We start from the raw sequence: 25,222 nt of genomic DNA, 5'->3' as shown, positions 1-25,222 counted from the left end.
ACCTGCCTGCGCCCACCGTCGTGCAATTCGGCCTGGGCGGCAACTGGACCCAGAAGACAGTCTCCGGCACGGTGAACTGCAAGAGCGATTTCTTCGGCATCAATCCTTCGCCGACCGTCACCAAGACCTGCCACGTGCTCACGACCAAGGCCCCCGGCGTGACCCTGGGTAGCACCCAGACGACCACAGACAGCACCGTGGCCACGCAAGGCGGCAGCTTCAACACGTCGAGCGCGACGCTGGTGAGCTACGGCGCCGATAACCGCTGGGTGCACAAGGTCGTGAATGGCTCCGCCACCTGCACCACCTCCTTCTTCGGCAGCGACCCGGCGCCGTCGGTGGCGAAGTCCTGCGTGGCGGATTCGGGCGTCACGGGATCGCCCCCGCCGCCGCCTCCACCACCAGCGCCGGCGCCAGCGCCGCCGCCATCGGGGACCACGCTGGCCGTTGAAGGCGGCACCTTCACCGTGTCTGAGCCAACCCTGGTGGCCTATGGCGCCGACTCGCGCTGGGTGGAGAAGACGGTCAGCGGCACGGTGCCCTGCACCAACGAGTACTTCGGAACCGACCCGGCGCCTTTCGTGGTGAAGTCCTGCGTGACGGCCACAGCGCCTGCTCCAGCTCCTGCACCTGCACCTGCACCTGCTCCAGCTCCTGCTCCTGCTCCTGCTCCCGCACCCGCACCCGCACCCGCACCTGCGCCTGCGCCTGCGCCGTCCGGAACGACGCTGGCCGTCGAAGGCGGCACCTTCACCGTGTCGGAGCCGACTTTGGTGGCCTACGGCGCCGACACGCGCTGGGTGGAGAAGACCGTCGACGGCACGGCGCCCTGCACCAACGAGTACTTCGGCAGCGACCCGGCGCCCTTCGTGGTGAAGTCCTGCGTGACGGCCACGGCGCCTGCACCTGCACCTGCACCTGCACCTGCACCTGCACCTGCACCTGTACCCGCACCTGCACCTGCACCCGCACCTGCACCTGCACCCGCACCCGCACCCGCACCCGCACCTGCACCCGCACCCGCACCCGCACCTGCACCCGCACCCGCACCCGCACCCGCACCCGCACCCGCACCCGCACCCGCACCTGCACCCGCACCCGCACCCGCACCTGCACCCGCACCCGCGCCGCCGCCGTCCGGAACGACGCTGGCCGTCGAAGGCGGCACCTTCACCGTGTCGGAGCCGACCCTGGTGGCCTACGGCGCGGACACGCGCTGGGTGCAGAAGACGGTCAACGGAACGGTGCCCTGCACCAACGAGTTCTTCGGCACCGACCCGGCGCCCTACGTCGTCAAGTCCTGCCGCGTCGCCTGAGCCGAGGCTTCAGGCGTCGAAGCGCACGCCCTTCGCCAGCCGCAGGGCGCGTGCATCAACAAACCTCCCTGGACGGGACGGCACGCGGCGCCGGGTCGAAGTAGGTGAACTGGTTCGGGATCGGCAAGGCCAGATTCGAGTACGAGAAAGACACGCTGACGTCCAGCGCGCGCACTTGGTGCCACCAGCCCAGCCGCAGGAACATGGTCTCGCCCGGCCATACGACTTCGAGTACGCGCACGCCCTCGAACGTGGCCGAAAGTAAATGGCGCAACTACAAAGGTCCAGTGTCGCGCCCTGGACGCCCACCTTCTGGAAACTGCAACAACACCAGCACTTGCGTGGCAATGCGCTCGTCCACTGCAATCGCCGCGCGCGGATCGTCCTGTTCGATGAAGTCGAAAATCCGCTCCCGGTCATCCATCGCCAATGGCGACCACTCCAGCCTCACGCCTTACCTTCGCCCGCTTTGAGCAGCGCAGCTGCGCGGCGCTTGGCGAAATGTGCTTCAACTTTCTCGTGCGGGACGGCGGGGCGCGGATCATCCAAGGCTTCCTGCACCTTGGCTCGGAACCAGGCGTCATGGGCCGCAGCGTCAACGGTAAAACCCGCAGGCAATGCGCCCTCCTTGGCCACACGTGTCAGAACGATCCTCATCACGTCCGAGATGGTGAGGCCGATGTTGTCGAGCACTGCGGTGGCGCGCTCCTTCACCTCAGCGTCGATGCGGGTCTGTACCAATGCGTTTGCGACCATGGCGGGCCTCCAAAGTCAGGGAACAATGGATCTATTGTAATTCAACTGAATGACACTACAACGTCCGACCGTACAACCGCGCGGAGCACAAGGCCGCGAAGGCCAAGGCCAGGGAGATACTCCGCCAGTGATGGTCTGACGGGCGGCCGAGCCGAAGCTAATCAGCAAACTTGTTGATTTTTTTGAGCTTTTCCACCGAACTCCGGATTCGCATGTGATAAGCCGCCTTGGGCTACAGGCCTCCCGCTTCCCGGCTTGGCGGGAACAACCTATTACTGAGATGGACCCGACGCCTCCCCTCGAGGAAACTGGCCAGCCGATCAACTGTCGCTAGGAGATTCATCATGGAAGTCGCCATCCTCGGCATTGACTTGGCTAAGAACACCTTCCAGTTGCACGGCGCCGACCGGCACGGGCATGCGGTGCATCGCTCAAAGATTCGACGCTCAGAGCTGCTCAGCATGGTGAGCAGCCTGCAACCGCGCCTGATCGCCATGGAGGCATGCAGCTCCGCACACCATTGGGCGCGCCGGTTCCTGGCCATGGGCATCGGCGTCCGCCTGATCAGTCCCCAGTACGTCACGCCCTTCGTGAAGACGAACAAGAACGATCGCAACGACGCCGAAGCGATCGTGGAAGCCGCCTGCCGCCCAGCGATGAACTTCGTGTCGGTCAAGTCTGTCGAGCAGCAGGACATCCAGGCCGTTCACCGTATCCGAGAACTGCTTGTGCACCATCGCACCGCGAGAGCGGGCTCAAGGACTTCGAGGTGATTCCTTCATCGGCCTGTACGGCCCGCCCGGCCTCGGCGCCGACATCGTGAAGAAGACCAACGGTGCGATGAACGCCGCGCTGAAGTACCCGGGCATCCAGAAGGGCATCGTGGAGCGCGGCGACGAACCAGGCGGCGGCACGCCGGAGCAGCTGGCGCAGATGACGCGCGACTACTACAAGCTGTGGGGCGACATCGTGAAGGCCAATGACATCCGTGCGGAGTGATCGCAGGGGGCGACGATCCTCTCGCGATGACGAGCCCACCTACCCATTGCCCGGCTTGCGCCGCCCCTGCCCCGCGCGTGCGGGCACTTCGTCCACGATGAGCTGCGCCTCCACGTCCTTCCATAGCTGGTCCCGCCGCGCCAGCGCCTGGGACACGGCCTTGTGCCGCAACTGCGCCACGGCGGACACCAGGGCGTTGCAGACAAAAAACGCTGCGGTGTAGGAGTCGAACGGCGATGCGTTGGACGTGTGCACCTGCACCCGGTGGTGCGCCAGCGCGGCCAGCGGTGCGGCGGCGCTGTCGGTGATGGCCAGCACCTGCGCGCCCGCTTCGCGAAAGCGCTGCGCCACCTTCACCGGTCCGCTGGCGTAACGGCGGATGCTGAAGACCAGCAAGGCGTCTTCGGGCTGAATCCACAGCAACTGGTCGGTGGTGGCCACCGCGCCCGCGCCCAACTCGTGCACCCTGGGGCGGCACATGTTGAGGTGCAGGGCCAGCCAGGCGGCCACGGGCGCGCTGTTGATCTGCGCCAGCACGAAGAGGCGCCCCTTGCCCTTCGCAATGCGCGTGGCGATAGCCTCGAACGCTGCCATGTCCAGGCCGTCGCGCGTGGCGGTGATGTTGTGCTGGTCGTGCAGCAGCGCGTCGTCCACGCACTGCTGGAGGCTGCGCTGCGTGCCGATGGTCACGGGCGCGCGCTGCCCCGCGGTCTGCAGCAGCGCGGTGACTTCCGCGCGCGCTTCGCGCTGCGCCTCGGCATAGCTCGCATAGCCCAGCTTGGCAAACAGCCGCACCACGGTGGAGGCGCTGGTGCCGGTATGCGCGGCCAGGGCGGTGGCGGATTCCAGCAATGCATGCGGATAGTCGCGCCCCAGGGCCTCGGCCAAGGCGCGTTCGCTGGCCGTCAGCGCGCCGCCCTGACGGTCCAGGCGCTCTGTGAGCAAGCCCGCAGAGGTTTGCAATGATGATTTCATTGATGGACTAACTTATGAAAAAAGCATTGCAAACACCAGAAACGCGTGCAACACTGCGACCCAAATTTCACCCCGATACCGCGGGGTTCATCGGAGGACGAATATGCAGGATACCCTTGACGAGAGCCGCTCGCAGGTGCGGGCGCGCATTCTGGACTGGCTCGCCAGCCAAGGGCAGGCAATGCAAGACCTGTTGCAGAAAGTGGTCGACATCGACAGCGGCAGCCGCGACGAAGCGGGCGTGACCGCTGTCGCCACGGCACTGCGCGAGCGCCTGGAGGCGGCCGGCGTGGCCGTGCAGCTCGAGCCCGTGCCCGGCTATGGCGTGCTGTTGCATGCGCAGGTGCCAGGGCCCGCCGAGGCCCCGCCCATCCTGCTCATGGGGCACATGGACACCGTGTACCCGGCGGGCACCGCAGCGCGCCGGCCTTTCCGCGTGGAAGACGGGCGCGCGTACGGTCCTGGCGTGGCCGACATGAAGTCTGGCCTGGTGATGAACGTGTTCGTGGCCGAGGCCTTCGCGCGCTGCGGCGGGCTCGAGGCGCCGCTGCAGCTGTTCTTCTCGTGCGACGAAGAGATCGGCTCGCCCGCCACACGCGACCGCATCATGGCCCAGGCGCGCGGCGCGCGGGCGGTGCTCAACGCCGAGCCGGGTCGCGTCAGCGGCAATCTCGTCACCAGCCGCAAGGGCTCGATGGTCGTGGATTTCGAGGTCGAGGGCGTCGCCGCCCATGCGGGCATCAACCACGCGGCCGGCGCCAGCGCCATCGGGGCGCTGGCCCGCAAAATCCTCGCGCTGCATGGCCTGACCGACCCCACTACCGGCACCACCGCCAACGTGGGCGTGGTGCACGGCGGCATCGTGCCCAACATGGTGGCGCCGCATGCCAAGGCCGAGCTGGACATGCGCTTCACGTCGGAAACGGACCCGGAGGAACTGCTCGCGAAGGTGCGCGCCATCGTCGAGGAAGAGTCCCTGCCGCGCACCAAGGGGCGCATCACCGAAACGCGCCGCACGCTGCCCATGAAGCCCACGCCCGACGAGCTGCTGGCGCTCTACCAGCGCGGTGCCAGGGCCCTGGGCTTCGAGGTGACGGGAGAGTTCACCGGCGGCGCGGCCGACAGTGGCCTGACCGCCTCGGTGGGCGCCCCCACGCTGTGCGGCACCGGGCCCGTGGGCGGACACGCGCACACCGAGCGCGAGTACTGCGAACTCGCCACCTTCGTGCCGCGCGCCCAGGCCGTGGCGCTGGCCATCCTGGACCACCCCTGATTTCTTCCATCGATCCATGTCACGCAAGACTTCGAGAGCAGATTCCATGCATCCCACACGACCCACTCGCCGCCACATCCTCAACGCCGGTCTCGGGCTGAGCCTGGCGGGCCTGGCCCCGCTCGCGGCGCACGCCGATGACAAGTACCCATCGCGTCCCATCACGCTCGTGGTTCCATTCCCTCCCGGCGGGTCGGTCGACATCATGGCGCGCCACTATTCCGAGCCGCTGTCGAGCGCGCTGGGCGTGCCCATCGTGGTGGAGAACCGCGCCGGCGCGGGTGGCTCAGTGGCATCGCAGATGGTGGCGCGGGCCAAGCCTGACGGCTACACGCTGGTGGTGTCGTCGCAAAGCAGCCACCTCGCCAACCCGCTAACGCAGCCCAAGGTGGGCTACGATCCCATCAAGGACTTCGAGAACATCGCCATCCTGGGCCGGCAGCCCAATGCGCTGGTGGTGCATTCGAGCCTGCCGATCAAGACTTTCAAGGAATTCATCGACTACGCGAAGAAGAACCCCGGCAAGCTCAACTACGGCAGCGGCGGGGTGGGCAGCATGGGCCAGCTCAATGTGGAGATGCTCAAGGCCGCGACGGGCGTGTTCACCACGCACATTCCCTACCGCGGCGGCACGCCGCTGATCACCGCGGTGCTGGGCAACGAAGTGCAGTTCATCCTCGACAACTTGGTCATCATGTTGCCGCACGTCCAGGCGGGCAAGGTGCGCGCCCTGGCGGTGGCGGCCGACCAGCGCCTGCCGCAACTGCCCGACGTGCCCACCATGGCCGAAGTGGGCTACCCCCAGCTCAACCTCACTTCATGGACAGGACTGGCTGCCCCAGGCGGCACGCCGGACGCCGTCGTGCAGACGCTGTACAAGGCCGTGCGCCGGGCGGCCACGTCGCCGGCCATGCTGGCAAGCCTCAAGGAACGCGGCGTGATCGCGCCCGAGGAGATGACGCCCGCCGGCTTCGAGAAGATGATGTCCGAGCGCCTCGTGAAGTTCGGCGAGGTGGTGCGCAAGGCGGGGATCACCGCCGAGTAGCAAGCCGCCGCCGCTGCTGCAAACGTGGTCGGCGCGTGGGGCGCGTCACCGGGATGCCGACGCCCTCACGTCCATCGAGGAGCGCAGCTTTGCACCGGCGGGCGCCGGCTCCGCACTCGACACCTACCTGGCCAGCATCGGCGCGAGCCAGCCGCTTGATGCAGCTGGCCGAAGCGGCGGCGACTTCCCCGTCAGCTTGAACCCCACGAGTATGAGCAGTACGACTTGACGCCCGTAGCTCGACGCGTATCTAGCCACGGCCGAGCGCCCGCCGCGCGTGCAGCAGCTCGGGGCGGGTGCTGTCGGCGGTCTTGGTGAGTGCAAGGACCTTCCGGTAGTACGCGCGTGCGCTGGCCTTGTCGCCTAGGTCTTCGGCCGAGCGGGCCGCGCCGAGGGTGGCACGCAGCCGGTTCGGCTCGCGCTGCAGCACCGACTCGAATTCTTTCAACGCGTCGGCCGGCTTGTCCTGGTCGAGCAGCACATTGGCCAGCACCTCGCGCGCCGGAACGATCGGACCCGGCGTCACGACATGTTTCTCGGTCGCGTCTTCACGCGCAGCGGCCTTGCGCAGGATGTCGACGCCTTCATCGACCCGGCCCTCGGCCCGCGCCGCCAGGCCGCGCACGATGTCGGCCTGGATGTCGATCTGGTCGGCCCAGTAGGCGATCTTCAGCGCCGTGGCCGCGTCGCGCAGTTGATGCAGGCGCGCCAGTTCGACCTGGACGCGCGCCGAATCCTTCAACATGGCGGCACCGATCCCGCGCGCGAACGCATGCACGGCCTCGGCTTGCGGGTACTTCTCCCAGGGATAGGCGCCGGCCGCAGGGGTCAACTTCAGCCCCGCAGCCTCGGACCAGGCGCCGGTTTCGAGCGCTATTCGCGCCGGAATGGCGCTGAAGGCGTAGGCGGCAGCGAGGTGATCGTCGCGCTGCGACTGGCCCTGCGCCTGCGCCTCTTCCATCACTCGGCGCGCGGCGCGATCCTGGCTCTGCTGAAGGTGCGCGTACACCATGTAGTCGAAGGCGTGCAATGAGTTCCAGGTCTTGCCGCCATCCGATTTGGCCGAGGCCTTGTTCGATGCGATCGATTCGCCCCAGGCGCCTATTCGCGTGAAGATGTGTGAGGGCATGTGCTGGGCGTGCGAGGCATCCGGCGCGATCTTGCTGTAGCGGCGCGCCGCGTCGAGCCCGTGCTTGGCGATGGGCGGGTAGTCGTAGCTGTGGATCAGGTAGTGCGCCACGCCAGGATGGTTGGGGCGTGCCTTGTACAGGGGCTCGAGCTGGCGTGCGGCGCGCAACTGGTTGGCGTAGCTCTTGTCGGTCGGATCGAAGTTGGCCGACAGCACCAGCGAGTGCAGGATCAACGCCTCGTGGTCTTCGGGATAGCGCTGGGCTACCTTCTCGAGCTCGTCTTCCAGCGCCTTGGCGCGCGTCTTGTGGTTGAGCTTGTCGTGGTCGCGATAGAAGGCCGTCAGCGCGGCGACGTAGTCGCGCTCGCGTTCGCTCTTGAGGCCGGTGGCGCGGGCGGCGTCAAGGGCCGCACTGCCGTCGGCCAGCTTCTTCGCCGAAACCGAGCCCGGCCAGGTGAAGGGGATGTCCAGCAGCGCCAGGGCCCGCACGAAATGCGCCATCCCGCAGTCCGGGTCGGCCTTCAGCGCCCGTTCGAGCGGCACCTGGGTCTGAGGAAAGGCGAAGGAGTGGTAGTAGGCCATCGCCAGATCGATCTCCTTCTGTGCCAGCGCATTGCACTCGACCTTGAAGTGCACGCTGCCTAGGCGCTCCGGGCGGGGCGCAGGGTGTCGGTGCTGCGCTGTCGCCAGGGTGGTTGCGGCGATGCCGAGCAGGCAGGCCAGCGCCCATGCGGTGCGAGTCGGGTGGTTCGTATGCCGAAGCTTCTCGCTTTTCAGCGCCCCGGCGTCCGATTGCGGTGACGACGCGGACGACATCCGGCTTTCGATCGTGGCGTCATGCAGAGTTGTGAGTTGAACTGTCATGGTTTAACTCCTTCGGTCACCTGTGCGGCTCCTAGCATGCGCCTGAAGCGGTGTCTTGGCTAGTTCAGAATCTGAACCGATCAGGCTACGGCGCAGCGAACGGTGGAGCGCGCCTGCTTGGCGTTTTCGACGCCCAAAGCAAAGGCCGCATGAAACTGGAACGCGACCCGGACGATACCGACGGATAGCCCTTGTGCACTGGTACCCAGCGGCGACGGCACGCACCGAGGACTACATCCAGTCCGCCGTCAAGATCGACGTGCGCGCGAAGTCGGCCCTCGATCTGCACGAGGTTGTCCTGCGCGAGTACTCAACGATGGACAGTAGATCGGCGCGAGGCCGCATCGCGCCATTCAAGTTCGAGCACGTCGATTCTTGGCAATCAGGTCCCGTGCTTCAGCCATGACTTGCTTGTGAGAGACCGTTGGACGGGAGTCTTCGCCTCCTGGACCTTCGCGCGAAACCACGCGGAAGTCCCCCCACGTTGTTGGATGCGCGCGTGCCCGTGGGCGCGAATAAACCGCCGAGCCTGAAGCTCACGGCGGAGCGCCGGTTGGCGCGCGCCAGTCAACCGGACGATGTACGCAAAGCTGACCTTGCGGCCTGCGGCATCACTGCGGATGACGGCGTCGCGACTTCCGCGCCGGTCGAACAGCTCAATCGACCGATGCGCCCGAAAGCTTCACCACGCGGGACCAGCGCTCGATGTCCCGCTTGAGCTGCGCCGCCAGTTCCTCGGGCGTTCCGGCCACCAGCTCTCCACCGGCGTCCAGAATCTTCTTCTCGATCGCGGGGCTCTTGAGCACCTTCGTGATGGCGCTATGGAGATAGGCCACACGCTCGGGCGGCGTCCCGGCCGGGGCGAAGAATCCGTACCAATCCTCGTAGGTCATGTTCTTCATGCCCAGTTCCTCCAGCGTGGGGACGTTCTTGAAGACACCGACGCGGCGAGGGCTGGTCACCGCAAGCGCACGCACCATGCCCTGCTGGATGTGTCCTGCGACGGAAGAGGTCGAGGTGATCATGACCGCGACCTGCCCCCCCATCAGGTCGGCCAACGCCGGGGCGGCGCCGCGGTACGGCACGTGCGTGAGGGCAATGCCCGCATCCTTCTCCAGCACCACGCCGAGCAGGTGTGACAGGGTGCCGTTGCCCGGGGTGGCGTAGGTCAAGCGCCCCGGGCTCGCCTGGGCTTGCGCGCGCAGGTCGGCGATGGTCTTGAGCGGCGAATTCATGGCCACGACGATCGCCAGTGGCGCCGCGTTGATCTGCGTGATCGGCACGTAGTTCGTGACCGGATCGAACCCGCTCGACCGGTACAGGCTCGGGTTTACGGCCATGGTCGAGACCTGGGACACCAGGACGGTGTAGCCGTCCGCCCTGCTGTCGGCGACGTACTTCGCGCCGATATTTCCCCCGGCGCCTGATTTGTTCTCCGCGACGGCGGGCTGCCCGGTGACCGCCGCCAGCTCATTGCTGACAAGACGCATGTGAAAGTCGTTGCCGCCGCCCGGCGGGAAGGGCGAGACCAAGCGGATCGGTTGGCTGGGAAAGTCACCGGTCTTCGGCAACACCTGCGCGTGGGCCGTCCATGCGCAGGCCAGCCCCGCGACCAGGCAGGCAAGGTGACGAATGGACATTCGGGATCTGCGGCGCATCGGAAGACTCCTGTGGACGGTTGGAAACTCGGAAACCTCGGGAGCCTTCAGGTTGCGAAACGCGTCGCACCGGCAGGCCGCGATGCACCGTGGTCCATGGTGTCGAGACAGCCAATGCGCGTGGCTCCGTGCAGCCGTCTCGCACCTGAAAGCACATGTTCAGGTTGCTGCGCCACTGGGGCGCCGCAACCGCTATGGGACATTCATGATGTCAGTCGGGCCCCGATGGATCGAGCCGGTTTCGAAGCAAATTCGATAAGAATCCCTGATGGATCAGGGAGCCGTCGAAGACGGCGCACGCGGCATCACGGATTGCCGGTCCAGTGCAGGCGAGTTCTGATCTGGTCGAAGACCTGGCGCGTCAGCGGATTGATCACGCGGTTGCGCACATAGAGCCGGTACACCAGTTCCGGCAACGGCGGCAGTCCTTCCATCGGACCGAGGATGCGCAGTCCGCTGTCGAGCTGTTCCACGCCGCGCGCGGTGACGCCGAGACCGGCGCGCAGCGCTGCACGGATGCCGATCAGGCTGCTGGACGTGTAGCGGGTCAGCCAGGCAACGCCGGCGGCATCGAGCGCCTCCTGCGCAAGGCGCCGGAAGATGCTCGGGCCGTCGGCCATGATCAGCGGGATCGGCCGCGCGGGATCATGCACATAGCCGGCCCCGCACAGCCACACGGTGGGCGAGGTGCGCAGCATGACGCCTTCGAGATCGGCATCGAGTCGGTTGGAGATCGCCATGTCGATCTCGCCCCGCTTGAGCGACTCCATCAGGAAGGGGCTGCGACCCACATGGATGTCGAGCTGCAGCTTCGGAGAAGTGCGCACCACCTCTGCCAGAAGGGGCGGCAGCATGGTATCGGCCACGTCGTGCGGCGCTCCGATGCGCAGCGTTCCCTCGAGCCTGCCCTGCTGCAGATGGCGCAGGGCTTCGTCGTTCATGGCCAGCATCTGGCGCGCGTAGACCAGCAGCCGCTCTCCGTGTTCCGTCAAGCGCTTCTGACGCCCCCGCTTCTCGAACAGGGCGTGGCCGATCTGCTCCTCCAGGCGCTGCATCTGCTGCGTCACCGCAGACTGTGTTCGCCCCAGCTGTACCGCTGCGGCCCCGAAGCTTTCGTGGCCCACGATCGCCACCAGGGATCGCAGCAGTTCGAGGTCGAGCGTGCTCATTCATTAATGATACTGATGCTTTTTCTGCGGAGGCTGCGTTGTTCGCCACCAGGGCAAAAGCTAGAGTGGCTCGCGACGCACCCGCGATCCCCCATTCCACGAACGCGTCGAGAAAAGGAGATCTCCCTTGAACGCCGTGACCGCACAACGCAACCAGGCCGTCGCATCGGCCATCGCTGAAATGAAAAATGCTATCGGCGATGCGGAGCCGACACGCCCTGCCCTGGCCGCCGTGCTGGGCTCGCTGCAGGCCATCGCGGCCCGGCCCGAGTTCTGGCAGGCCGCCGATTTCCCGCCTCCCGAGCCCGGCGAGCACCAGGCCCGCTACCTGATCGCGGAAGATGATGACCAGAGCTACGCGCTCTATCTGAACGTGATGCGCCCGGGAAAGCGCATCGTGCCGCACAACCACACAACCTGGGCGTGCATCGCGGCGGTCGAAGGCACCGAAGTCAACCGCGTCTACGAACGCACGGACGACGCTTCGGTGCCGGGCGTGGGCACGCTGCGCGAAACGGGCCGCATCCTGGTGGAGCCGGGCCACGGCATCGCTCTGATGCCCGAGGACATCCACTCGGTGCAGATCGAGGGCGAGCAGGTCATCCGCCACCTCCACATGTACGGGCGTGCGCTGGAGACGCTGACGCAGCGCACCAGCTACGACCTGGAGAAGGGCACCTGCCAGATCATGGGCATCGGCGTGCAGACGCGCCGCTGACCGGCTGCTTTGCCGTCCTCATCCACCGGCGGCTGCGCTGCGGCGTAGCCGCGCCTCCGTCCTCTTCACGCTTCCCATGACGATCGAACGCATCGCCCCTTCCCTGCTCAAGTCCTGGCTCCACGACGGCGAGGAAACCGCCCTGCTCGACGTGCGCGAGCACGGCCAGTACGGCGAGGCCCACCTGTTCCATGCCACGCCCCTGCCGTACAGCCGCCTGGAGCTGGAAGTGCGGCGCCTGGTGCCGCGGCTGGATGTCCGCACCGTGGTGTATGACGACGGCGGCGAAGACGGCGCCGGCGTGGCCATGCGCGCGGCGGCACGGCTGTCGGCCCTTGGCTATCGCCACGTCCGCGTGTTGGGCGGCGGGGCGCTGGGCTGGCAGTCCGCTGGCTACGTGCTGTTCGCGGGCGTGAATCTGCCCTCCAAGACCTTCGGCGAGTTGGCCGAGAAGGCCTATCACACGCCCCGGGTGAGTGCGCCGCAGCTGGCGGCCATGATCGCGGGGCCCACGCCGGTGGTGGTGCTGGACGGCCGCCCCGTCTCGGAGTTCAGGAAGATGAACATTCCGACAGCCACTTGCTGTCCCAACGGCGAGCTGGCGTACCGCGTGCGGTCCCTCGTGCCCGATGACACCACCCCCATCGTGATCAACTGCGCCGGGCGCACCCGCTCGATCATCGGTGCGCAGACGCTCATCAACCTGGGCATTCCCAATCCCGTCTATGCGCTGGAGAACGGCACCCAGGGCTGGGTCCTCGCGGACCAGGCCCTGGAGCACGGCGGCACCCGGCGCTACCCTGACGGCTCCGGGAACCCGGTCTTGCGAGATGCGGCGCAGCAACTGGCCGCGCGGTTCGACGTTCCGACCGTGAGCGCGGCCACCGTGCGGGCATGGTCCGGGGACAGCAGCCGCACGCTCTTCCTGTGCGACGTGCGCACGCCCGAGGAATTCGCGCGAGGCAGCCTGCCCGGGGCTCAGCACACACCCGGCGGACAGCTGATGCAGGCCTTCGACCAGTACGTAGGCGTGCGCGGCGCCAGGCTCGTGCTGTTCGACGACGACGGCGTGCGCGCGCCGACGGTGGCGAGCTGGCTGCGCCAGATGGGACACGACGCCAACGTGCTCGAAGGCGGCCTGTCCAGCGGCCTGGGGCTGGAAGCACCCGGCGCTCCGGTGCCGCCGCCGCTGGCACGGATCTCCGCCCAGGAACTCGCCGCCCGCCTGGCGCGCGGCGACGTCGCCCTCGTGGATCTTCGTCCCGGCATGGCCTATCGCGCCGGCCATATCGGCGGCGCACGATGGTCCATTCGCCCCCGCCTGGGGGCCGACCTCGCGGACGAAACGCGGCAGATTGTGCTGGTCGCCGATGAGCCCGAACTGGCGGCCTGGGCCATGACCGAATGGCAGACCGCGCACCAGCCCCTGCTGCTGGACGGTGGCATGGCAGCCTGGCAAGCCGCACGATCGGGCGTGGTGGCGACGCCCCGGCAGCCGGGCGATGCGGAGTGCATCGACCACCTCTTCTTCGTTCATGACCGTCATGACGGCAACAAGGAGGCCGCGCGGCGCTACTTGGCCTGGGAGACGGGCCTCGTCGGCCAACTCGACGCGCATGAGCTGGCGTCGTTCCGCCTGCCGACGCGAGCTGCCGCGCCGCACGCGAACATGTGATCGGAGAAACGGCACCATGCCTAAGTCCGGCGCTCCCCCCACCAGCTCACCCCTGGGCTTCCAGACGCGGCTGCTGCACAACGGCAAGGCCCCCGCCTTCGTGGGCGGCGCCGCGGTCAATCCCCCGATCGTCCGGGCCAGCACGGTGCTGTTCGCCAACGCGGCGCAGCAGCGCGAGATGCGTGCACGCCGCTCGCACGAGCGCGTCTTCAGCTATGGCGCGCGCGGCACGCCGACCGCCTTTGCGCTGGAAGATGCCGTGAGCGAACTGGAGGGGGCCTATCGCACCCAGCTGTTCCCCACCGGCCTGGCGGCGATCGGCATGACGCTGCTCGCCTACCTCAGGCCCGGCGACCACGTGCTGATCTCGGATGGCGTCTACCAGCCGGTGCGCCACCTGGCTCGCAGCTTCCTGGAGCCCTACGGCATCGCGTACAGCTTCTTCGCGGCCGACGGCCGCGACGCCGCCGCCCTCCTTCGGCCCAATACGCGCATGGTGTACGTGGAATGTCCTGCCTCGCTCGTCTACGAGATGTGCGACCTGCCCGCGCTCGCCCGCATGGCGCACGACCGGGGTGCGCTGCTCGCCGCCGACAACACGTGGGGATCGGGCTTCCAGTACCAGCCGCTCGCCCTGGGCGCGGACATCTCGATCATGGCCGCCACCAAGTACCTTTCCGGACACTCCGACGTCATGATGGGGACGGTGTCGACCACGCGGGACGCCTGGGAGCCCCTGGCCGATCGCAGCGATGCCTTCGGCATGACGGTGAGCCCGGACGACGCCTGGCTGGTGCTGCGCGGCATGCGCTCGCTGTCGGCTCGCCTCCAGATGCACGAGCGTCACGCCCTGCAGGTGGCGCACTGGCTCCAGTGCCAACCGCAGGTCTGCCGCGTGTTCTGTCCCGCATTGCCGGAGGACCCCGGCCACGCGCTGTGGCAGCGCGATTGCCGCGGCGCGAACGGCCTGGTCTCCTTCGAGTGGCAGCCGGGAACCCGCCCCGAGCAGGTCGACCGGTTCGTCGACGGCCTGTCGCTCTTCGGGCTCGGCGCTTCCTGGGGCGGCTACGAGAGCCTGGTAACGCCCGCCGCCATGACCGAGGCCCGAACGGCCACCGACTGGGGCCAGCGGGGCCCGGTCGTGCGCCTGCACATCGGACTGGAAGATCCTGCGGATCTCCTGGCCGACCTCGAGCGCGGATTCGAAGCGTCGGCGTCTTCCTGACGATGCTCGCTTTGCAAGCGCCAGACCTAGAGGGTGGCTGTCGACGCGGGTGCTTCTACGCAGTGCGCCTGGGCAGCAGCGCGTCCAATTCCTGTTGCCGAGGCATGCCGTCGATCGCGCCTCGGCCGCCCACCGACAGTGCAGCCGCCGCGTTGGCGCGACGCATCGCCGAGGGCAGCAACTCGCCGCGTGCCAGCGCTGCGGCCAGTGCCCCGGTGAAGGTGTCGCCAGCGCCGATGGTGTCGACCACCGGCACGCGATACCCGGGCTCTTGCTGCGGGGACTCGCCGCGCCGATGGAGACGGCAGCCGGCGGCGCCCAGCGTGACCACGATGGCGCCCACGCCGCGCGCGAGCAGCAGCGCCGCTGCATCGTCGACGGATGCCGCGGCCGCGCCGGCCAGGGCGGCCAACTCGCCTTCATTGGGCGTGAGCACGTCGACCAGCGACAGCAGCTCGTCAGACAAGGGCATCGCCGGTGCGGGGTTGAGCAGCGTCAATGCACCGCGGGCACGCGCCTGCCGGAAAGCCTGGAGCGTGCAAGCGAGCGGCACCTCGCACGAGGCCATCACCACCCGGCAGACCGCCATCGTGCCGGCTGCAGCGCGGGCATTCGCGCCGCCGAGGCCGGCACCGGCGCCGCGGAACACGGCGATGGCATTGTCGCCATCGTCGAAAACGTGGATTTGCGCGACGCCGCTGCGCTCGCCTGCGGCGATTTCCACATGACGCACGTCGATGCCCTCGGCGCGCCAGAGGTCGAGCGCCATGCGGCCGAACTCATCATCGCCGATGCGGGCCACGACGGCCACGGCAGCACCCTGCCGCGCCGCGGCCACCGCGGCATTCGAGCCCTTGCCGCCGGGGCTGATTTCGAAGCTGTCCGCCATCAGCGTCTCGCCGCGCGCCAGCGGCCGCGAAATGCGCGACACGAGATCGGCGTTCCAGCTCGCGATGCAAACCACGCTTGCAGCCACGTGTTCAGTCCCGGCCGCGGTCGATGCCGAAGGCGCGCAGCTGCGCCGCCAGTCGTTCGTATTCGGCCGCGTCCAGAGGGACCAGCGGCGGGCGCACGCGCATCCAGCCCGGCGCATCGTCGAGCAGCGCCATCATCCCCTTGAAGGCGGCCGTCAGCCCGTAGCCGCCGAGGATCTGAAGCAGCGCGAGCACACGCTGCTGATCGGCGGCCGGCTCGCCCGAGCCCTTCACCAAGTGCTGCACGAGGCGCGGCATGACGTTGGCGATGCCGCTGACGGCGCCGGCGCTGCCGCGGGCGGCCAGGGTCTGGAGGTCGGGCTCGTTGCCCACCCATACTTGCATCGGCGGCATGAACGCCTCGGCGTAGGCCAGCGAATCCTCGCGCCGGCAGCCACTGTCCTTGAGACCCACGATCGTGTCCGGATACAGCGTCTTCAGCGTCCCGATCACATGGTGGCTCAGCCCCACACCCGACACCTGAGGTATGTGATAGAGCACGATGCGCAGTCGCGCGTCGGCGACGCCGTCGATGATCCAGCGGTAGGCATCGATCACGCCCTGGTCGGACACGCCCTTCAGAAAGAAAGGCGGCAGCAGCAGGCAGCCCCAGGCGCCCTGCTCGGCCGCGTGCCGGGTCAGCGCCAGCGCATCAGGCAGTGCGGCGCAGCTGGTGGAGGCCAGGATGCGCCCCGCCGGTACGCCCCGCGCCACCAAGCCGGTCAACGCGTCCATGCGCTCGGCGACGCTGAAGGACGGCCCTTCGCCGGTGGTGCCGAAGGGCGTGACGCCGGTGCAGCCCGCATCGAGCAGGCGCAGCGCGTGCGAGGCGAAGCGCGGAATGTCGATGTCGAGCTTCGCATCGAGCGGGGTCAGCAGCGCTGGCCAGATGCCGGCATACGGAATGGAAGAGGCGGTGTTCAAGATCAGGACTTTCGCGAATGAGAAGAGACAAGCCAGGGAAGAAATGGGTTTCAGGTTTCGACACCGAACTGCTCGTCGAGCCGCTGGTGGGCCGGCAGGCCGACGATGCGGGTGAAGTCGGCATAGGCGAGCGAGGGCACGTCGCGCGGCGTGCCGTCCTGCCGCAGCCTGGCCAGCGCCTGCTCGACGGCCAGCGCCGCACTGAAGAGCGTGGTCACGGCGTACAGCACCACGGCGAAGCCCATGGCCTGAAGTTCTGCCGCACTCAACGCAGTGGTCTCGTTGCCGTCGACGATGGAGACGATCTTCGGCCCGGGCAGGTGCCGCGCCACTGCCTCCACCTCGGCGATCTTCTTGATGGCGTCAACGAAGACCAGATCGACGCCCGCGTCCTGCCAGCGTCGGGCGCGTGCCAGCGCCTCGTCGATGCCGGCGGCGGGCAATGCGTCGGTGCGCCCGATGATCAGCATCGGGTCGCTGCCGCGCGCGGCCACCGCGCAGCGCAGCCGTCGCTCGTTCTCGCGCGCCTCGATCAGCCGGATGCCAGCCATCTGCCCGCAGCGCTTCGGCGCCACCTGGTCCTCGAGGTGGATGGCAGCCACGCCGGACTGGACGTACTCGCGCACGGTGCGCTCGATGTTCGACGGTCCGCCGTAGCCGGTATCGGCATCGGCGATCACCGGCACGCCGACCGCACGCACCATGTCACGCGCGTGGCCGGTCATCTCGGTCTGAGTCAAGAGGCCGATGTCGGGCTGGCCCAGGCGCGAGGCGGTGGCGCCGAAGCCGGTCATATAGATGGCCGGGAAGCCGGCCTGCTCGATCTGCCGCGCGCTCAGCGCGTCGTAGGCGCCGGGCGCCTGAACGATGGAACCGCCTGCGAGCAGCGCCTTCAGCGACAGTGCGGGATGCGGGGCCATCAGCTCATCATCAGGCCGCCGTCGATGTTGATCGACTGGCCCGTCATGTAGTCGGCCGCCGGCGAGGCGAGGAACAGCGCCAGGTCGGCCACATCTGCGGGGGTCTGCGCCCGGCCCATGGGCACGGCGGCCACGCGCTGCTGCCACGCCTGGCCCCGGGGCGCGCCCTGCAGCGCGGTCCAGTCGCGGTCCATGCGCTGCCACATGTCGGTCTCGACCAGCCCGGGGCAGATCGCGTTGACGGTGATCTGCGGTGCGAGAGCGACGGCCGCAGACTGGCCGAGGCTGATCACCGCCGCCTTGCTGGCGCGGTAGTGCGGGATCACCGCCGCGATCGGGCCGGCGCCGCTGCGGCCGGCGATCGAGGCCATCAGCAGGATCTTGCCGCGCGGCCTTCCCTCGCCCAGCGGCGGCTGCGCCAGCATCTGCCGCGCCGCCGCCTGCAGCGTGAGGAACGTGCCCGTCACGTTGACGCCGAGCATGCGGTCCCAGTCGCTCGCGTCCAGCTCGAGGAGCGGCTTGAGCTGCATGATGCCGGCGTTGCAGATCATCACGTCGAGGCGGCCGAACGCCTCGACCGTGCGCCCGACCAGCGCAGCGCAGTCCTCGGCGCGCGTCACGTCGGCCGGCACGCCGAGCGTCTGCAGCTCGTCGGCCGCCGCCGCGCAGGACGCCGCGTCGATGTCGGAGACGACCACGCGCGCGCCCTGCCGGGCGAAGGCCCGCGCCAGCGCGCGGCCGATGCCCTGCCCGGCTCCGGTGACGGCCACCACCGGCCATCCGTTCGCGGCCTGCGTCACGGCGCCGCCTTGCGCTGAAGCGCTTCGCCGGCCACGTAGGTGCGGTTCCACACCGGCGAAATCACCAGTTCGTTGATGCAGACGTGCGGCGGCATCTCGGCGATGAAGCGGATTGTTCGGCCCAGGTCCGCTTCCTGCAGCATGCGCGCCTTCTCGGCCTCGGTCGGCTCGACCGGCCGCTTCTTCAGGATCGGCGTGGCGACTTCGCCCGGGCACAGCGCAGTCGCGCGCAGGCCGTTGACGCACTCCTCGATGTTGAAGGAATGCGTGAGCGCCATCAGCGCGGCCTTGCTGGCGGTGTAGGCCGGTCCGGTCAGGTATTCATAGTGCCAGCCCGCGAAGGAGGCGACGTTGATCACCGTGCCCTCGCGGCGCGCGCGCATGCCCTTGGCCACGGCCAGCGTGCAGTAGGTGGCGCCGTTCAGGTTGACGGCAACCACTTGTTCGAAGGTGGAGGCGTCGGTTTCGCACCAGTAGCGCTTGGGGAAATTGATGCCGGCGCTGTTGACGAGGATGTCGATGCGACCGAGTTCGGCCTCGATCGTCCGCACCACCGCGGCAACGGCCGCGGCGTCCGCCACGTCCAGCGGCTGAGCGGTGATGGCACCGAGCGGCGCGCCCAGGCGCTCGGCGGCCTCGATGGCCGCGTCGAGCTTGGGCGCCTCGCGCCCGGAGATGACGACCCGGCAACCGGCCCGGGCCAGTTCGGTCGCACCGGCCAGCCCGATGCCGCTGCCGCCGCCCGTGACCCAGGCGACCTTTGCTTCAAGACTCATCGTCGGCCCCTTCAACTCAGTTGCCGCGGATGCGCTTGAGCTCGGCGGTGACCATCGTGATCGCTTCGTCGCCGATGGACTTGGCGTGGCGCTCGTAGATCACACTCGAGCGCTCGCGGATGCGCTGCATCTCGGCCGGCGCGATCTCGTTGACCGACATGCCCTTGGCCTTCAGGTTGTCCACGCTGCGCGCTTCCATGGCGCGGTTGGCGCGGCGCTGCTCGTCGCGGCCTTGCAGCGCGCACTCGCGCAGCGTGCCCTGCTCCTGCGGCGACAGCGTGTCCCAGATCTTGCGGGAGAACAGCACCAGCGTGGGGCTGTACGCGTGTTTGGTCAGCGTGAGGTACTTCTGCACCTCGTAGAACTTCATGTTCTCGATGTTGGTGAACGGGTTCTCCTGGCCATCCACCGTCTTGGTCTCGAGCGCCGAGTAGACCTCGGTGAAGGCCATCGGCACCGCATTGCTGCCCAGGGTCTTGAAGGTGTCGAGAAAGATGGTGTTCTGCATTACGCGCATCTTCACGCCGTCAAAATCCTCGATCTTGTTGATCGGCCGCTTCGAATTGGTCGTGTGGCGGAACCCGTTCTCCCACCAGGCGAGATTGACCAGGCCGACCGCTGGCAGCTTGGCGGCGAACCAGTCGCCAACCTTGCCATCGAGCAGTTTGTCGGCCTCGCTGGAGGTGTTGAAGAGGAAGGGCAGATCGAAGACGCCCAGCTCCGGCACGATGGAGACCACCGGCGCGGTCGAGGTGATCACCATCTCGAGCGAGCCCGTGCGCACGCTCTGCGTGCCGGTGAGGTCATTGCCCAATGCACCATCCCAGAAAGGCTGGACCTTCATCTTGCCGCCGCTCTTGTCGAGCGTGCAGGCGCCCATCTTGGCGAGGCCGTTGCCCATCGGGTGCTCCTTGCTCACGCCATTGGAGACGCGGAAGTTGCGCTCCTTGAACTGGGCCTGTACGGCGCCGGCTGCAAAAGCGGCGGCCAGCGCCACGGCAATGAATCGGGAGGGGCGGGAAAGGCGGATCATCATCGTCGGTCTCCTTATGTGTATGAAAAGTCAGCTCAGCCACTTGAGCGGCACCAGCACCAGCGCCGGGAACAGCACCAGCAGCAGCAGCACGATGAGCTCGGCCCAGAGGAAGGGCCAGAGGCCGCGCATCAGATCCCGCATCGAGATCTTCGCCACTCCGCACATCACGTTGAGCACGATGCCCACCGGCGGCGTGATCAGGCCGATGGCGTTGTTCATGATGAACAGCACGCCGAAGTACACCGGGTCGATGCCGGCCTGCTTGACCACCGGCATCAGCACGGGCGTGAGGATCATCAGCGTGGGCGCGAAGTCGAGCGCGGTCCCGACGATCACCACGATGACCATGATCACCAGCATCAAGAGGATCTTGTTGCCCATGAAGGGCTCGAGCATGGCGGCCACCTGCGCCGGCAGCTCGGAGGTGGTGATCAGCCAGGCGGACACCAGCGCCGCCGCGATCAGGAACACCACCACGGCGGTGCTCTTCGCAGCTGCCACCAGCAGGCCGTAGCACTGGCGCACGCTCAGCTCGCGATAGATGAAGGCGCCGAGCACGAAGGCATAGACGCAGGCCGCCACGCCGGCCTCGGTGGGCGTGAAGATGCCGAACTTGAGCCCCCCGATGATCCCCAGCGGCATCAGCAGCGCCCAGATGCCGTCGACCGCGGCGCGGCCGCGCGCGGCCATCGATTGGCGCGGCTGCACCGCCACCTTGTCGCGTCGCGCCACCCACTGCCAGGCAATGACCAGCGACAGGCCCATCATCAGCCCCGGCACGATGCCGGCCAGGAACAGCTTGCCGATCGACACGTTGGCGATGACGCCGAACACGATCAGTCCGATCGACGGCGGGATCACCGGCGCGATCACGCCGCCGGCGGCGATCAGGCCGGCCGAGCGCGGCACGTCGTAGCCGGCCTGGCGCATCATCGGGATCAGCATCGCCCCGATGGCGGCGGCGTCGGCGGCGGCGCTGCCGGAGATCGCCGCCATCACCACAGAAGCAAAGATGGCCACCAGCCCGAGGCCGCCGCGCATGTGGCCGACCCACGCCAGCGCGAAGTTGACGATGCGCCGCGAAATGCCGCCTGCGTTCATCAGCTCGCCCGCCAGGATGAAGAAAGGAATTGCCAGCAGCGGAAAGCTGTCGGCGCCCTCCACCAGCTTCTGCGACAGGATGGTGGTGTCGATCTGGCCTTGGACGACCATCAGTGCGCCGCCGCAGATCAGCAGGGCGAAGGCGATCGGCGCGCCCAGCATCATGGCGCCGAGCAGCGAGATGGTGAACACGGCGAGCGTCATGGCCGGGCTCCAGGATGGACGGCGTCATGCGGCACCTCCTCGCTCTCCGTCACCTGCACCAGTTCGTCGTCGCGCAGTCGGCCGCTGGCGATGCGCCACAGTGCGTGCAACGCATGGGCGCCGATCGCCACGCTGGTCAGGTAGCCGACGCCGAAGACCCAGATCATCGAGATCTCGGTAACCGGCGCCTTGGTGGTGGCATTGACCTCATGCTGCTGCCAGGTGCCCCAGAACAGCATCACGCAGCAAACCAGCACGATCGTCTGACTGGCTGCCAAGCAGGCCAGCTTGCCGCGCCGCGACAGGCGGCTGACGAAGCCGTCCATGCCCAGGTGGGCGCCGTCGCGCATCGCGACAACGGCGCCGATGAAGGTGAGCCAGACAAAGAAGAAGCGCGATAGCTCCTCGGACACCTGGATGCCGGAGTTGAACGCGTATCGCAACACCACATTGCCGAACACCATCAGCACCATGCCCAGCAGCAAGGCAGCGAGCACCGCTTCGATGCCCTTGAACAAGCGGTCGACCAAGACGCGCCCCATGCTCACACCACCTTGCCAGGATTGAGCAGGCCCGTGGGGTCGAGCGCGGCCTTCAGCGTCTTCATCAGCGCGATCTCCTCGGGGCTGCGCGCATGCCCGAGCCAGCGCTTCTTCGCCGTACCGATGCCGTGCTCGGCCGATACCGTGCCGCCGAACTCGCGCACCAGCCCGTAGATGACCTCGTCCATCGCTTCCTTGGGCTGGTGCTCGACCGACAGCCCGGAGACCCATGCCACCAGGTGCAGGTTGCCGTCGCCGATGTGGCCGTAGTAGACGCTCTCGCAGCCGGGGACGCGCGCGGCGAGTGCCGCCTTGCAGGCGCGCACGTAGGCGTCCATGGATTGCACAGGCAGGCCGATGTCATAGGAAACGTGGGCGCCCAGCGTGGGGAAGAACTCCGCGCAGGCGTCGCGCAATGCCCAGAAGGATTGCGTGTCGGTCATCGACTGCGCGACCGCTGCGTCGGCCAGTACGCCCTCCTCCATCTGGCGCTCGAGCCAGCGCTGGAAGCGCGGGCCGTCGATCGCCTCGTCGGTTCCCTGGACCTCGACCAGCACATAGTGTCCGTGCGCTGCGCCACCGGCGAGCGGATCGCGCACGCCCACCCGCTCGGTCACCACCTGCCAGTAGTCCGGCCACATCACCTCGAAGGCCGAGAGCAGCGGCCCCAGTCCGCCGCGCGCGGCGCCCAGCAGCCGCACCACGCCGTCATAGTCCGGCAAGGCGCACAGCGCCGACAACGTGCAGCCCGGCTGGGGATGCAGGCGCAGCACGATGCGGGTGATGACGCCCAGCGTGCCCTCGCTGCCGATGAACAGCTGCTTGAGGTCGTAGCCGGCGTTGTTCTTCAGCATCTTGTTGAGGCTGGTCATCACCGTGCCGTCGGGCAACACCACCTCCAGGCCGAGCACCAGCTCGCGTGCCATGCCGTAGCGGATCACGCGGTTGCCGCCCGCGTTGGTCGAGAGGTTGCCGCCGATGGCGCAGGAGCCGCGCGCGCCGAGGTCGAGGGCGAAGTAGAAGCCGGCCTCGGCCGCCGCTCGCTGCACCACTTCGAGCGGCGTGCCGGCCCACACCGTCATGGTGGCGCTCGCGGGATCGATCTCCTCAATGCCGACCATGCGCTCAAGCGACAGCGCCACCCAGCCGTCCTCCGGCCGCGCGCCACCGCACAGGCCGGTCAAGCCGCCCTGCGGAACCACCGGCAGTCTGGCCTCACGGCACGCCACGAGCGCAGCCGCGACGCCGGCGGCATCCACTGGCCGCACCACCGCCAGCGGACGCGTCGGCGGCTGGGTGCTCCAATCGTTGCGGTTGCGTTGGGGCACCTCGTCACCAAAGAGCACCGCGGAGGCGCCGAGCGCCTCGCGCAGCGCAAGCAACGACGGCGGCACGGCGGTGGAAAGCGCGAGCGTCATGGGATCGTTCGAATACAGATGAATGGATCTGAATTGATCATCTTGTATGTAAGGCACTAGAGCATTAGTATTTCCTCGGGCTACTGCTTGCGCCCGCAGGTCGGCTATAAGCCCCTGGGTACCCCGCCCGACTCCATCAGCCTCCATCCGCCGTGCCTCAATCCAAGCGATTCAAGATCGACGCTCCCAAATCACTCGCGGCCCTAGTGGCACAGCGCCTGCGCGAAGCCATCATCGACGGCGAGTTCGCACTGGGGGAAATGATTCCGGAGGAGTCGCTGGCTACTTCCTTTGGCGTCAGCCGCACGCCGGTGCGCGAAGCGCTGAACCAACTGCAGCTGGCCGGCCTGGTGGTGATTCGGCCGCAACGTGGCAGCTACGTCTTCGAGCCCAGCGAGGCGGACATCGCCGCGATCTGCGAATTCCGCTGCCTGCTGGAGCCGCGCGCGGCCGAGCTCGCCTACCAGAACCGGCGCGAAGCCACTGCCGCCACGCTGCAGGCGGCCATCGACGATATGGAGGCGGCGCGCGCCGCGCGAGACGCGGTGCGCTATGGCCGCGCTGACACGCGGCTACACGAGGCCTTCTTTGAGCACTGCGGCAACCCGTACATGCAGGCTGCCTACGCCACCGCCGCGACCAAGATCGCGGCGTTGCGCACGCACCTGTCGGCCCCGGCCGACGTGCTTCACTCGGCCGGCTTCGAGCAACACTCGAATCTGCTGGCGCTGTTTCGTGCTGGCGACTTCGCCGCCTTCGAAGCGCTGATGCGCGCCCATGTCACTGGCACTCGCAACAGCTACGTCGCCAACCTCAAGGCGCGCGCCGCCGCCTGACGCGGCAATATGGCCTGGGTGTAGGCGGCGTGCCGCTCGGCAACCTGTTCTCCGCCTTGTCGGATGCCGACGCGCAGACGCTCATGCAAGCGGCTCTCGCCGATGGCTGCGTCTGCTTCGACACGGCACCGCACTATGGCAGCGGCCTTTCCGAACATCGCTTTGCCATGGCGCTGCGCCATCGGCGACGCGGGCCGGGCAAAAGGCGCAAAGTACCTCGAGGAGTATTGGTCGTTTGTCCTCGGAAGGCGTGGGTGTGGCGCCTATCCTACTGGCGATGTCGCCACCGGCTCACTGACGCGGGCACGCGAGCGGCATAGTTTGCGCAAACTGACGCGAACGCGCGGCGCCTCCACGGCTTCCCTGCCAGGTCGCGAGGCACTAGCGAGAAAGGATCGGAATGGGACAAGCTCTAACCGATCGGGAAACCGTGGCTGGCGTTCTTGCCCTGCTGGTGCGTGAGCGTTGCGCAACAGCCAGTGGCCGCAAGACTTCGCGCACAGGGCTCCAATCCAGCATTCCGGTGAGCGAGCGCCCTTCGGTGCGACGCGGCCTCGACGCCCTTGTCGAGCGAGGCATTTTGGCGATGAACGGCGAGGACATTGGGTTCACATCGAAGGGGAAAGTGTTCCTTGCCCACGTTCAACGCGCGAACGACATGGCCCCGACGAATTATGAGCAGGACGAAAGCGATCCAGCGGTGCTGGCGCATCTCTTGACGTTGATCGAAGAAGACCCGCGTTTCGAGCCGGGGGGACCCTTGGACGAAGTTCGGATGCTGCCAGCGAGGATTGACGGTTTTCGTAAGGCCCGTAGCTCACGCCTTGGCAAGAAATGGCTCGTGCTCGGCGGCTTGGCCGCTGCCGTGGCCGCGTTCACGGTAATGCGA

General features: G+C 67.7%; 26 protein-coding genes and 2 pseudogenes. 12 read left to right on the top strand and 16 right to left on the bottom strand.

Translation table 11 applies throughout. The annotated features are described in order from the left end of the window. Positions 1 to 1,316: pseudogene (locus tag EJI01_RS28965) on the top strand (hypothetical protein); the annotation flags it as partial. 55 nt (positions 1,317 to 1,371) lie between these two features. Here the strand turns inward: EJI01_RS28965 and EJI01_RS27195 are convergent. The 3 genes from EJI01_RS27195 to EJI01_RS27185 are packed head-to-tail and all read right to left on the bottom strand — an operon-like array spanning position 1,372 to position 2,072. Further along, on the bottom strand, positions 1,372 to 1,590 hold the full coding sequence (locus EJI01_RS27195) for a hypothetical protein (RefSeq protein ID WP_126840225.1): 219 nt from the start codon (positions 1,588 to 1,590) through the stop codon (positions 1,372 to 1,374). Continuing rightward, positions 1,591 to 1,767: a type II toxin-antitoxin system RelE/ParE family toxin gene (locus EJI01_RS27190; protein ID WP_126840224.1), complete on the bottom strand. Its 177-nt coding sequence runs from the start codon at positions 1,765 to 1,767 to the stop codon at positions 1,591 to 1,593. Next, a complete protein-coding gene (locus EJI01_RS27185) occupies positions 1,764 to 2,072 on the bottom strand; it encodes a type II toxin-antitoxin system RelB/DinJ family antitoxin (RefSeq protein ID WP_126840223.1) in 309 nt (102 codons plus the stop codon). Before EJI01_RS27185 ends, EJI01_RS27190 begins: the two co-directional genes overlap by 4 nt. A 344-nt stretch (positions 2,073 to 2,416) precedes the next feature. On the opposite strand from EJI01_RS27185, the pseudogene EJI01_RS27180 reads away from it, so the two are divergent. Further along, positions 2,417 to 2,818, top strand: a pseudogene (locus EJI01_RS27180) (transposase); the annotation flags it as partial. Then, positions 2,799 to 3,071 (top strand): tripartite tricarboxylate transporter substrate-binding protein, encoded by a 273-nt coding sequence (locus tag EJI01_RS29505; protein ID WP_409513987.1) that lies wholly within the window; start codon positions 2,799 to 2,801, stop codon positions 3,069 to 3,071. The pseudogene EJI01_RS27180 and the gene EJI01_RS29505, both read left to right, overlap by 20 nt. A 39-nt stretch (positions 3,072 to 3,110) precedes the next feature. On the opposite strand, the gene EJI01_RS27170 is transcribed toward EJI01_RS29505, so the two are convergent. After that, positions 3,111 to 4,046 (bottom strand): MurR/RpiR family transcriptional regulator, encoded by a 936-nt coding sequence (locus EJI01_RS27170; protein ID WP_126840222.1) that lies wholly within the window; start codon positions 4,044 to 4,046, stop codon positions 3,111 to 3,113. Between the two features lie 103 nt (positions 4,047 to 4,149). On the opposite strand from EJI01_RS27170, the gene EJI01_RS27165 reads away from it, so the two are divergent. Beyond that, positions 4,150 to 5,319 carry a M20 family metallopeptidase gene (locus EJI01_RS27165; RefSeq protein ID WP_126840221.1) on the top strand — a complete coding sequence of 390 codons (1,170 nt, stop codon included), beginning with the start codon at positions 4,150 to 4,152 and terminating at the stop codon, positions 5,317 to 5,319. 46 nt (positions 5,320 to 5,365) lie between these two features. After that, a complete protein-coding gene (locus EJI01_RS27160) occupies positions 5,366 to 6,364 on the top strand; it encodes a Bug family tripartite tricarboxylate transporter substrate binding protein (protein WP_126840220.1) in 999 nt (332 codons plus the stop codon). Positions 6,365 to 6,614: 250 nt separating this feature from the next. On the opposite strand, the gene EJI01_RS27155 is transcribed toward EJI01_RS27160, so the two are convergent. Further along, on the bottom strand, positions 6,615 to 8,357 hold the full coding sequence (locus EJI01_RS27155; RefSeq protein WP_221885728.1) for a tetratricopeptide repeat protein: 1,743 nt from the start codon (positions 8,355 to 8,357) through the stop codon (positions 6,615 to 6,617). A 193-nt stretch (positions 8,358 to 8,550) separates the two neighbouring features. Between EJI01_RS27155 and EJI01_RS28960 the strand changes: the two genes are divergently transcribed. Next, positions 8,551 to 8,763 carry a hypothetical protein gene (locus EJI01_RS28960; protein WP_185879081.1) on the top strand — a complete coding sequence of 71 codons (213 nt, stop codon included), beginning with the start codon at positions 8,551 to 8,553 and terminating at the stop codon, positions 8,761 to 8,763. A gap of 250 nt (positions 8,764 to 9,013) precedes the next feature. Here EJI01_RS28960 and EJI01_RS27145 read toward each other — a convergent pair whose 3' ends face one another. Together EJI01_RS27145 and EJI01_RS27140 are read right to left on the bottom strand one after the other, a co-directional pair. Next, positions 9,014 to 9,997: a Bug family tripartite tricarboxylate transporter substrate binding protein gene (locus EJI01_RS27145; RefSeq protein ID WP_126840219.1), complete on the bottom strand. Its 984-nt coding sequence runs from the start codon at positions 9,995 to 9,997 to the stop codon at positions 9,014 to 9,016. 323 nt (positions 9,998 to 10,320) lie between these two features. Further along, positions 10,321 to 11,184 carry a LysR substrate-binding domain-containing protein gene (locus EJI01_RS27140; RefSeq protein ID WP_126840218.1) on the bottom strand — a complete coding sequence of 288 codons (864 nt, stop codon included), beginning with the start codon at positions 11,182 to 11,184 and terminating at the stop codon, positions 10,321 to 10,323. Positions 11,185 to 11,311: 127 nt separating this feature from the next. Here EJI01_RS27140 and EJI01_RS27135 point away from each other — a divergent pair, with 127 nt between their 5' ends. The 3 genes from EJI01_RS27135 (at position 11,312) to metC (ending at position 14,802) form a co-directional block, all read left to right on the top strand. Then, positions 11,312 to 11,902: a cysteine dioxygenase family protein gene (locus EJI01_RS27135; protein WP_126840217.1), complete on the top strand. Its 591-nt coding sequence runs from the start codon at positions 11,312 to 11,314 to the stop codon at positions 11,900 to 11,902. A gap of 76 nt (positions 11,903 to 11,978) precedes the next feature. Then, a complete protein-coding gene (locus EJI01_RS27130) occupies positions 11,979 to 13,577 on the top strand; it encodes a rhodanese-like domain-containing protein (protein ID WP_126840216.1) in 1,599 nt (532 codons plus the stop codon). Between the two features lie 16 nt (positions 13,578 to 13,593). Beyond that, on the top strand, positions 13,594 to 14,802 hold the full coding sequence (gene metC, locus EJI01_RS27125) for a cystathionine beta-lyase (protein WP_126840215.1): 1,209 nt from the start codon (positions 13,594 to 13,596) through the stop codon (positions 14,800 to 14,802). 55 nt (positions 14,803 to 14,857) lie between these two features. On the opposite strand, the gene EJI01_RS27120 is transcribed toward metC, so the two are convergent. Genes EJI01_RS27120 through EJI01_RS27080 form a run of 9 tightly spaced genes read right to left on the bottom strand, consistent with a single transcriptional unit; the run spans position 14,858 to position 23,497 of the window. After that, on the bottom strand, positions 14,858 to 15,778 hold the full coding sequence (locus EJI01_RS27120; protein WP_260602710.1) for a PfkB family carbohydrate kinase: 921 nt from the start codon (positions 15,776 to 15,778) through the stop codon (positions 14,858 to 14,860). Between the two features lie 4 nt (positions 15,779 to 15,782). Continuing rightward, positions 15,783 to 16,700 carry a dihydrodipicolinate synthase family protein gene (locus EJI01_RS27115; protein ID WP_260602709.1) on the bottom strand — a complete coding sequence of 306 codons (918 nt, stop codon included), beginning with the start codon at positions 16,698 to 16,700 and terminating at the stop codon, positions 15,783 to 15,785. Positions 16,701 to 16,750: 50 nt separating this feature from the next. Then, positions 16,751 to 17,620: an oxaloacetate decarboxylase gene (locus EJI01_RS27110; RefSeq protein WP_126840212.1), complete on the bottom strand. Its 870-nt coding sequence runs from the start codon at positions 17,618 to 17,620 to the stop codon at positions 16,751 to 16,753. Beyond that, positions 17,620 to 18,420 (bottom strand): SDR family NAD(P)-dependent oxidoreductase, encoded by an 801-nt coding sequence (locus tag EJI01_RS27105; protein WP_221885727.1) that lies wholly within the window; start codon positions 18,418 to 18,420, stop codon positions 17,620 to 17,622. The genes EJI01_RS27110 and EJI01_RS27105 overlap by 1 nt, the downstream gene beginning before the upstream one ends. Further along, positions 18,417 to 19,196, bottom strand: coding sequence for an SDR family oxidoreductase (locus EJI01_RS27100; RefSeq protein WP_126840211.1), 780 nt, complete (start codon positions 19,194 to 19,196; stop codon positions 18,417 to 18,419). Before EJI01_RS27100 ends, EJI01_RS27105 begins: the two co-directional genes overlap by 4 nt. Before the next feature lie 16 nt (positions 19,197 to 19,212). Next, positions 19,213 to 20,232, bottom strand: coding sequence for a TRAP transporter substrate-binding protein (locus EJI01_RS27095; protein ID WP_126840210.1), 1,020 nt, complete (start codon positions 20,230 to 20,232; stop codon positions 19,213 to 19,215). Positions 20,233 to 20,259: 27 nt separating this feature from the next. After that, a complete protein-coding gene (locus tag EJI01_RS27090; RefSeq protein WP_126840209.1) occupies positions 20,260 to 21,537 on the bottom strand; it encodes a TRAP transporter large permease in 1,278 nt (425 codons plus the stop codon). Further along, a complete protein-coding gene (locus EJI01_RS27085) occupies positions 21,534 to 22,079 on the bottom strand; it encodes a TRAP transporter small permease (protein ID WP_126840208.1) in 546 nt (181 codons plus the stop codon). Before EJI01_RS27085 ends, EJI01_RS27090 begins: the two co-directional genes overlap by 4 nt. A gap of 2 nt (positions 22,080 to 22,081) precedes the next feature. After that, complete coding sequence (locus EJI01_RS27080; RefSeq protein WP_126840207.1) at positions 22,082 to 23,497, bottom strand: FAD-binding oxidoreductase; 1,416 nt, start codon at positions 23,495 to 23,497, stop codon at positions 22,082 to 22,084. 152 nt (positions 23,498 to 23,649) lie between these two features. Here EJI01_RS27080 and EJI01_RS27075 point away from each other — a divergent pair, with 152 nt between their 5' ends. The 3 genes from EJI01_RS27075 to EJI01_RS27065 form a co-directional block, all read left to right on the top strand. After that, the gene (locus EJI01_RS27075) at positions 23,650 to 24,333 is read left to right on the top strand and encodes a GntR family transcriptional regulator (RefSeq protein ID WP_126840206.1); all 684 of its coding nucleotides are present in this window, start codon (positions 23,650 to 23,652) and stop codon (positions 24,331 to 24,333) included. After that, positions 24,330 to 24,653: an aldo/keto reductase gene (locus EJI01_RS27070; protein ID WP_126840229.1), complete on the top strand. Its 324-nt coding sequence runs from the start codon at positions 24,330 to 24,332 to the stop codon at positions 24,651 to 24,653. The genes EJI01_RS27075 and EJI01_RS27070 overlap by 4 nt, the downstream gene beginning before the upstream one ends. An 80-nt stretch (positions 24,654 to 24,733) precedes the next feature. Continuing rightward, positions 24,734 to 25,222, top strand: a 489-nt coding sequence (locus EJI01_RS27065; RefSeq protein ID WP_148112376.1) for a hypothetical protein, incomplete at its 3' end; no start/stop codon positions are given.

It is taken from the genome of Variovorax sp. MHTC-1 (assembly GCF_003984645.1).
Lineage (GTDB): Bacteria > Pseudomonadota > Gammaproteobacteria > Burkholderiales > Burkholderiaceae_C > Variovorax.
Note: the sequence above shows the minus strand (reverse complement) of the source record. Positions and strands in the feature narration are given on the sequence as shown.

What these genes read in the sequence shown, in the direction of transcription:
- EJI01_RS27185 (WP_126840223.1), bottom strand. Translation starts at nt 2,072, where the DNA reads ATGGTCGCAAACGCATTGGTACAGACCCGCATCGACGCTGAGGTGAAG.
- EJI01_RS27170 (WP_126840222.1), bottom strand. Translation starts at nt 4,046, where the DNA reads ATGAAATCATCATTGCAAACCTCTGCGGGCTTGCTCACAGAGCGCCTG.
- EJI01_RS27165 (WP_126840221.1), top strand. Translation starts at nt 4,150, where the DNA reads ATGCAGGATACCCTTGACGAGAGCCGCTCGCAGGTGCGGGCGCGCATT.
- EJI01_RS27160 (WP_126840220.1), top strand. Translation starts at nt 5,366, where the DNA reads ATGCATCCCACACGACCCACTCGCCGCCACATCCTCAACGCCGGTCTC.
- EJI01_RS27155 (WP_221885728.1), bottom strand. Translation starts at nt 8,357, where the DNA reads ATGACAGTTCAACTCACAACTCTGCATGACGCCACGATCGAAAGCCGG.
- EJI01_RS27145 (WP_126840219.1), bottom strand. Translation starts at nt 9,997, where the DNA reads ATGTCCATTCGTCACCTTGCCTGCCTGGTCGCGGGGCTGGCCTGCGCA.
- EJI01_RS27140 (WP_126840218.1), bottom strand. Translation starts at nt 11,184, where the DNA reads ATGAGCACGCTCGACCTCGAACTGCTGCGATCCCTGGTGGCGATCGTG.
- EJI01_RS27130 (WP_126840216.1), top strand. Translation starts at nt 11,979, where the DNA reads ATGACGATCGAACGCATCGCCCCTTCCCTGCTCAAGTCCTGGCTCCAC.
- metC (WP_126840215.1), top strand. Translation starts at nt 13,594, where the DNA reads ATGCCTAAGTCCGGCGCTCCCCCCACCAGCTCACCCCTGGGCTTCCAG.
- EJI01_RS27110 (WP_126840212.1), bottom strand. Translation starts at nt 17,620, where the DNA reads ATGGCCCCGCATCCCGCACTGTCGCTGAAGGCGCTGCTCGCAGGCGGT.
- EJI01_RS27100 (WP_126840211.1), bottom strand. Translation starts at nt 19,196, where the DNA reads ATGAGTCTTGAAGCAAAGGTCGCCTGGGTCACGGGCGGCGGCAGCGGC.
- EJI01_RS27095 (WP_126840210.1), bottom strand. Translation starts at nt 20,232, where the DNA reads ATGATGATCCGCCTTTCCCGCCCCTCCCGATTCATTGCCGTGGCGCTG.
- EJI01_RS27090 (WP_126840209.1), bottom strand. Translation starts at nt 21,537, where the DNA reads ATGACGCTCGCCGTGTTCACCATCTCGCTGCTCGGCGCCATGATGCTG.
- EJI01_RS27085 (WP_126840208.1), bottom strand. Translation starts at nt 22,079, where the DNA reads ATGGGGCGCGTCTTGGTCGACCGCTTGTTCAAGGGCATCGAAGCGGTG.
- EJI01_RS27080 (WP_126840207.1), bottom strand. Translation starts at nt 23,497, where the DNA reads ATGACGCTCGCGCTTTCCACCGCCGTGCCGCCGTCGTTGCTTGCGCTG.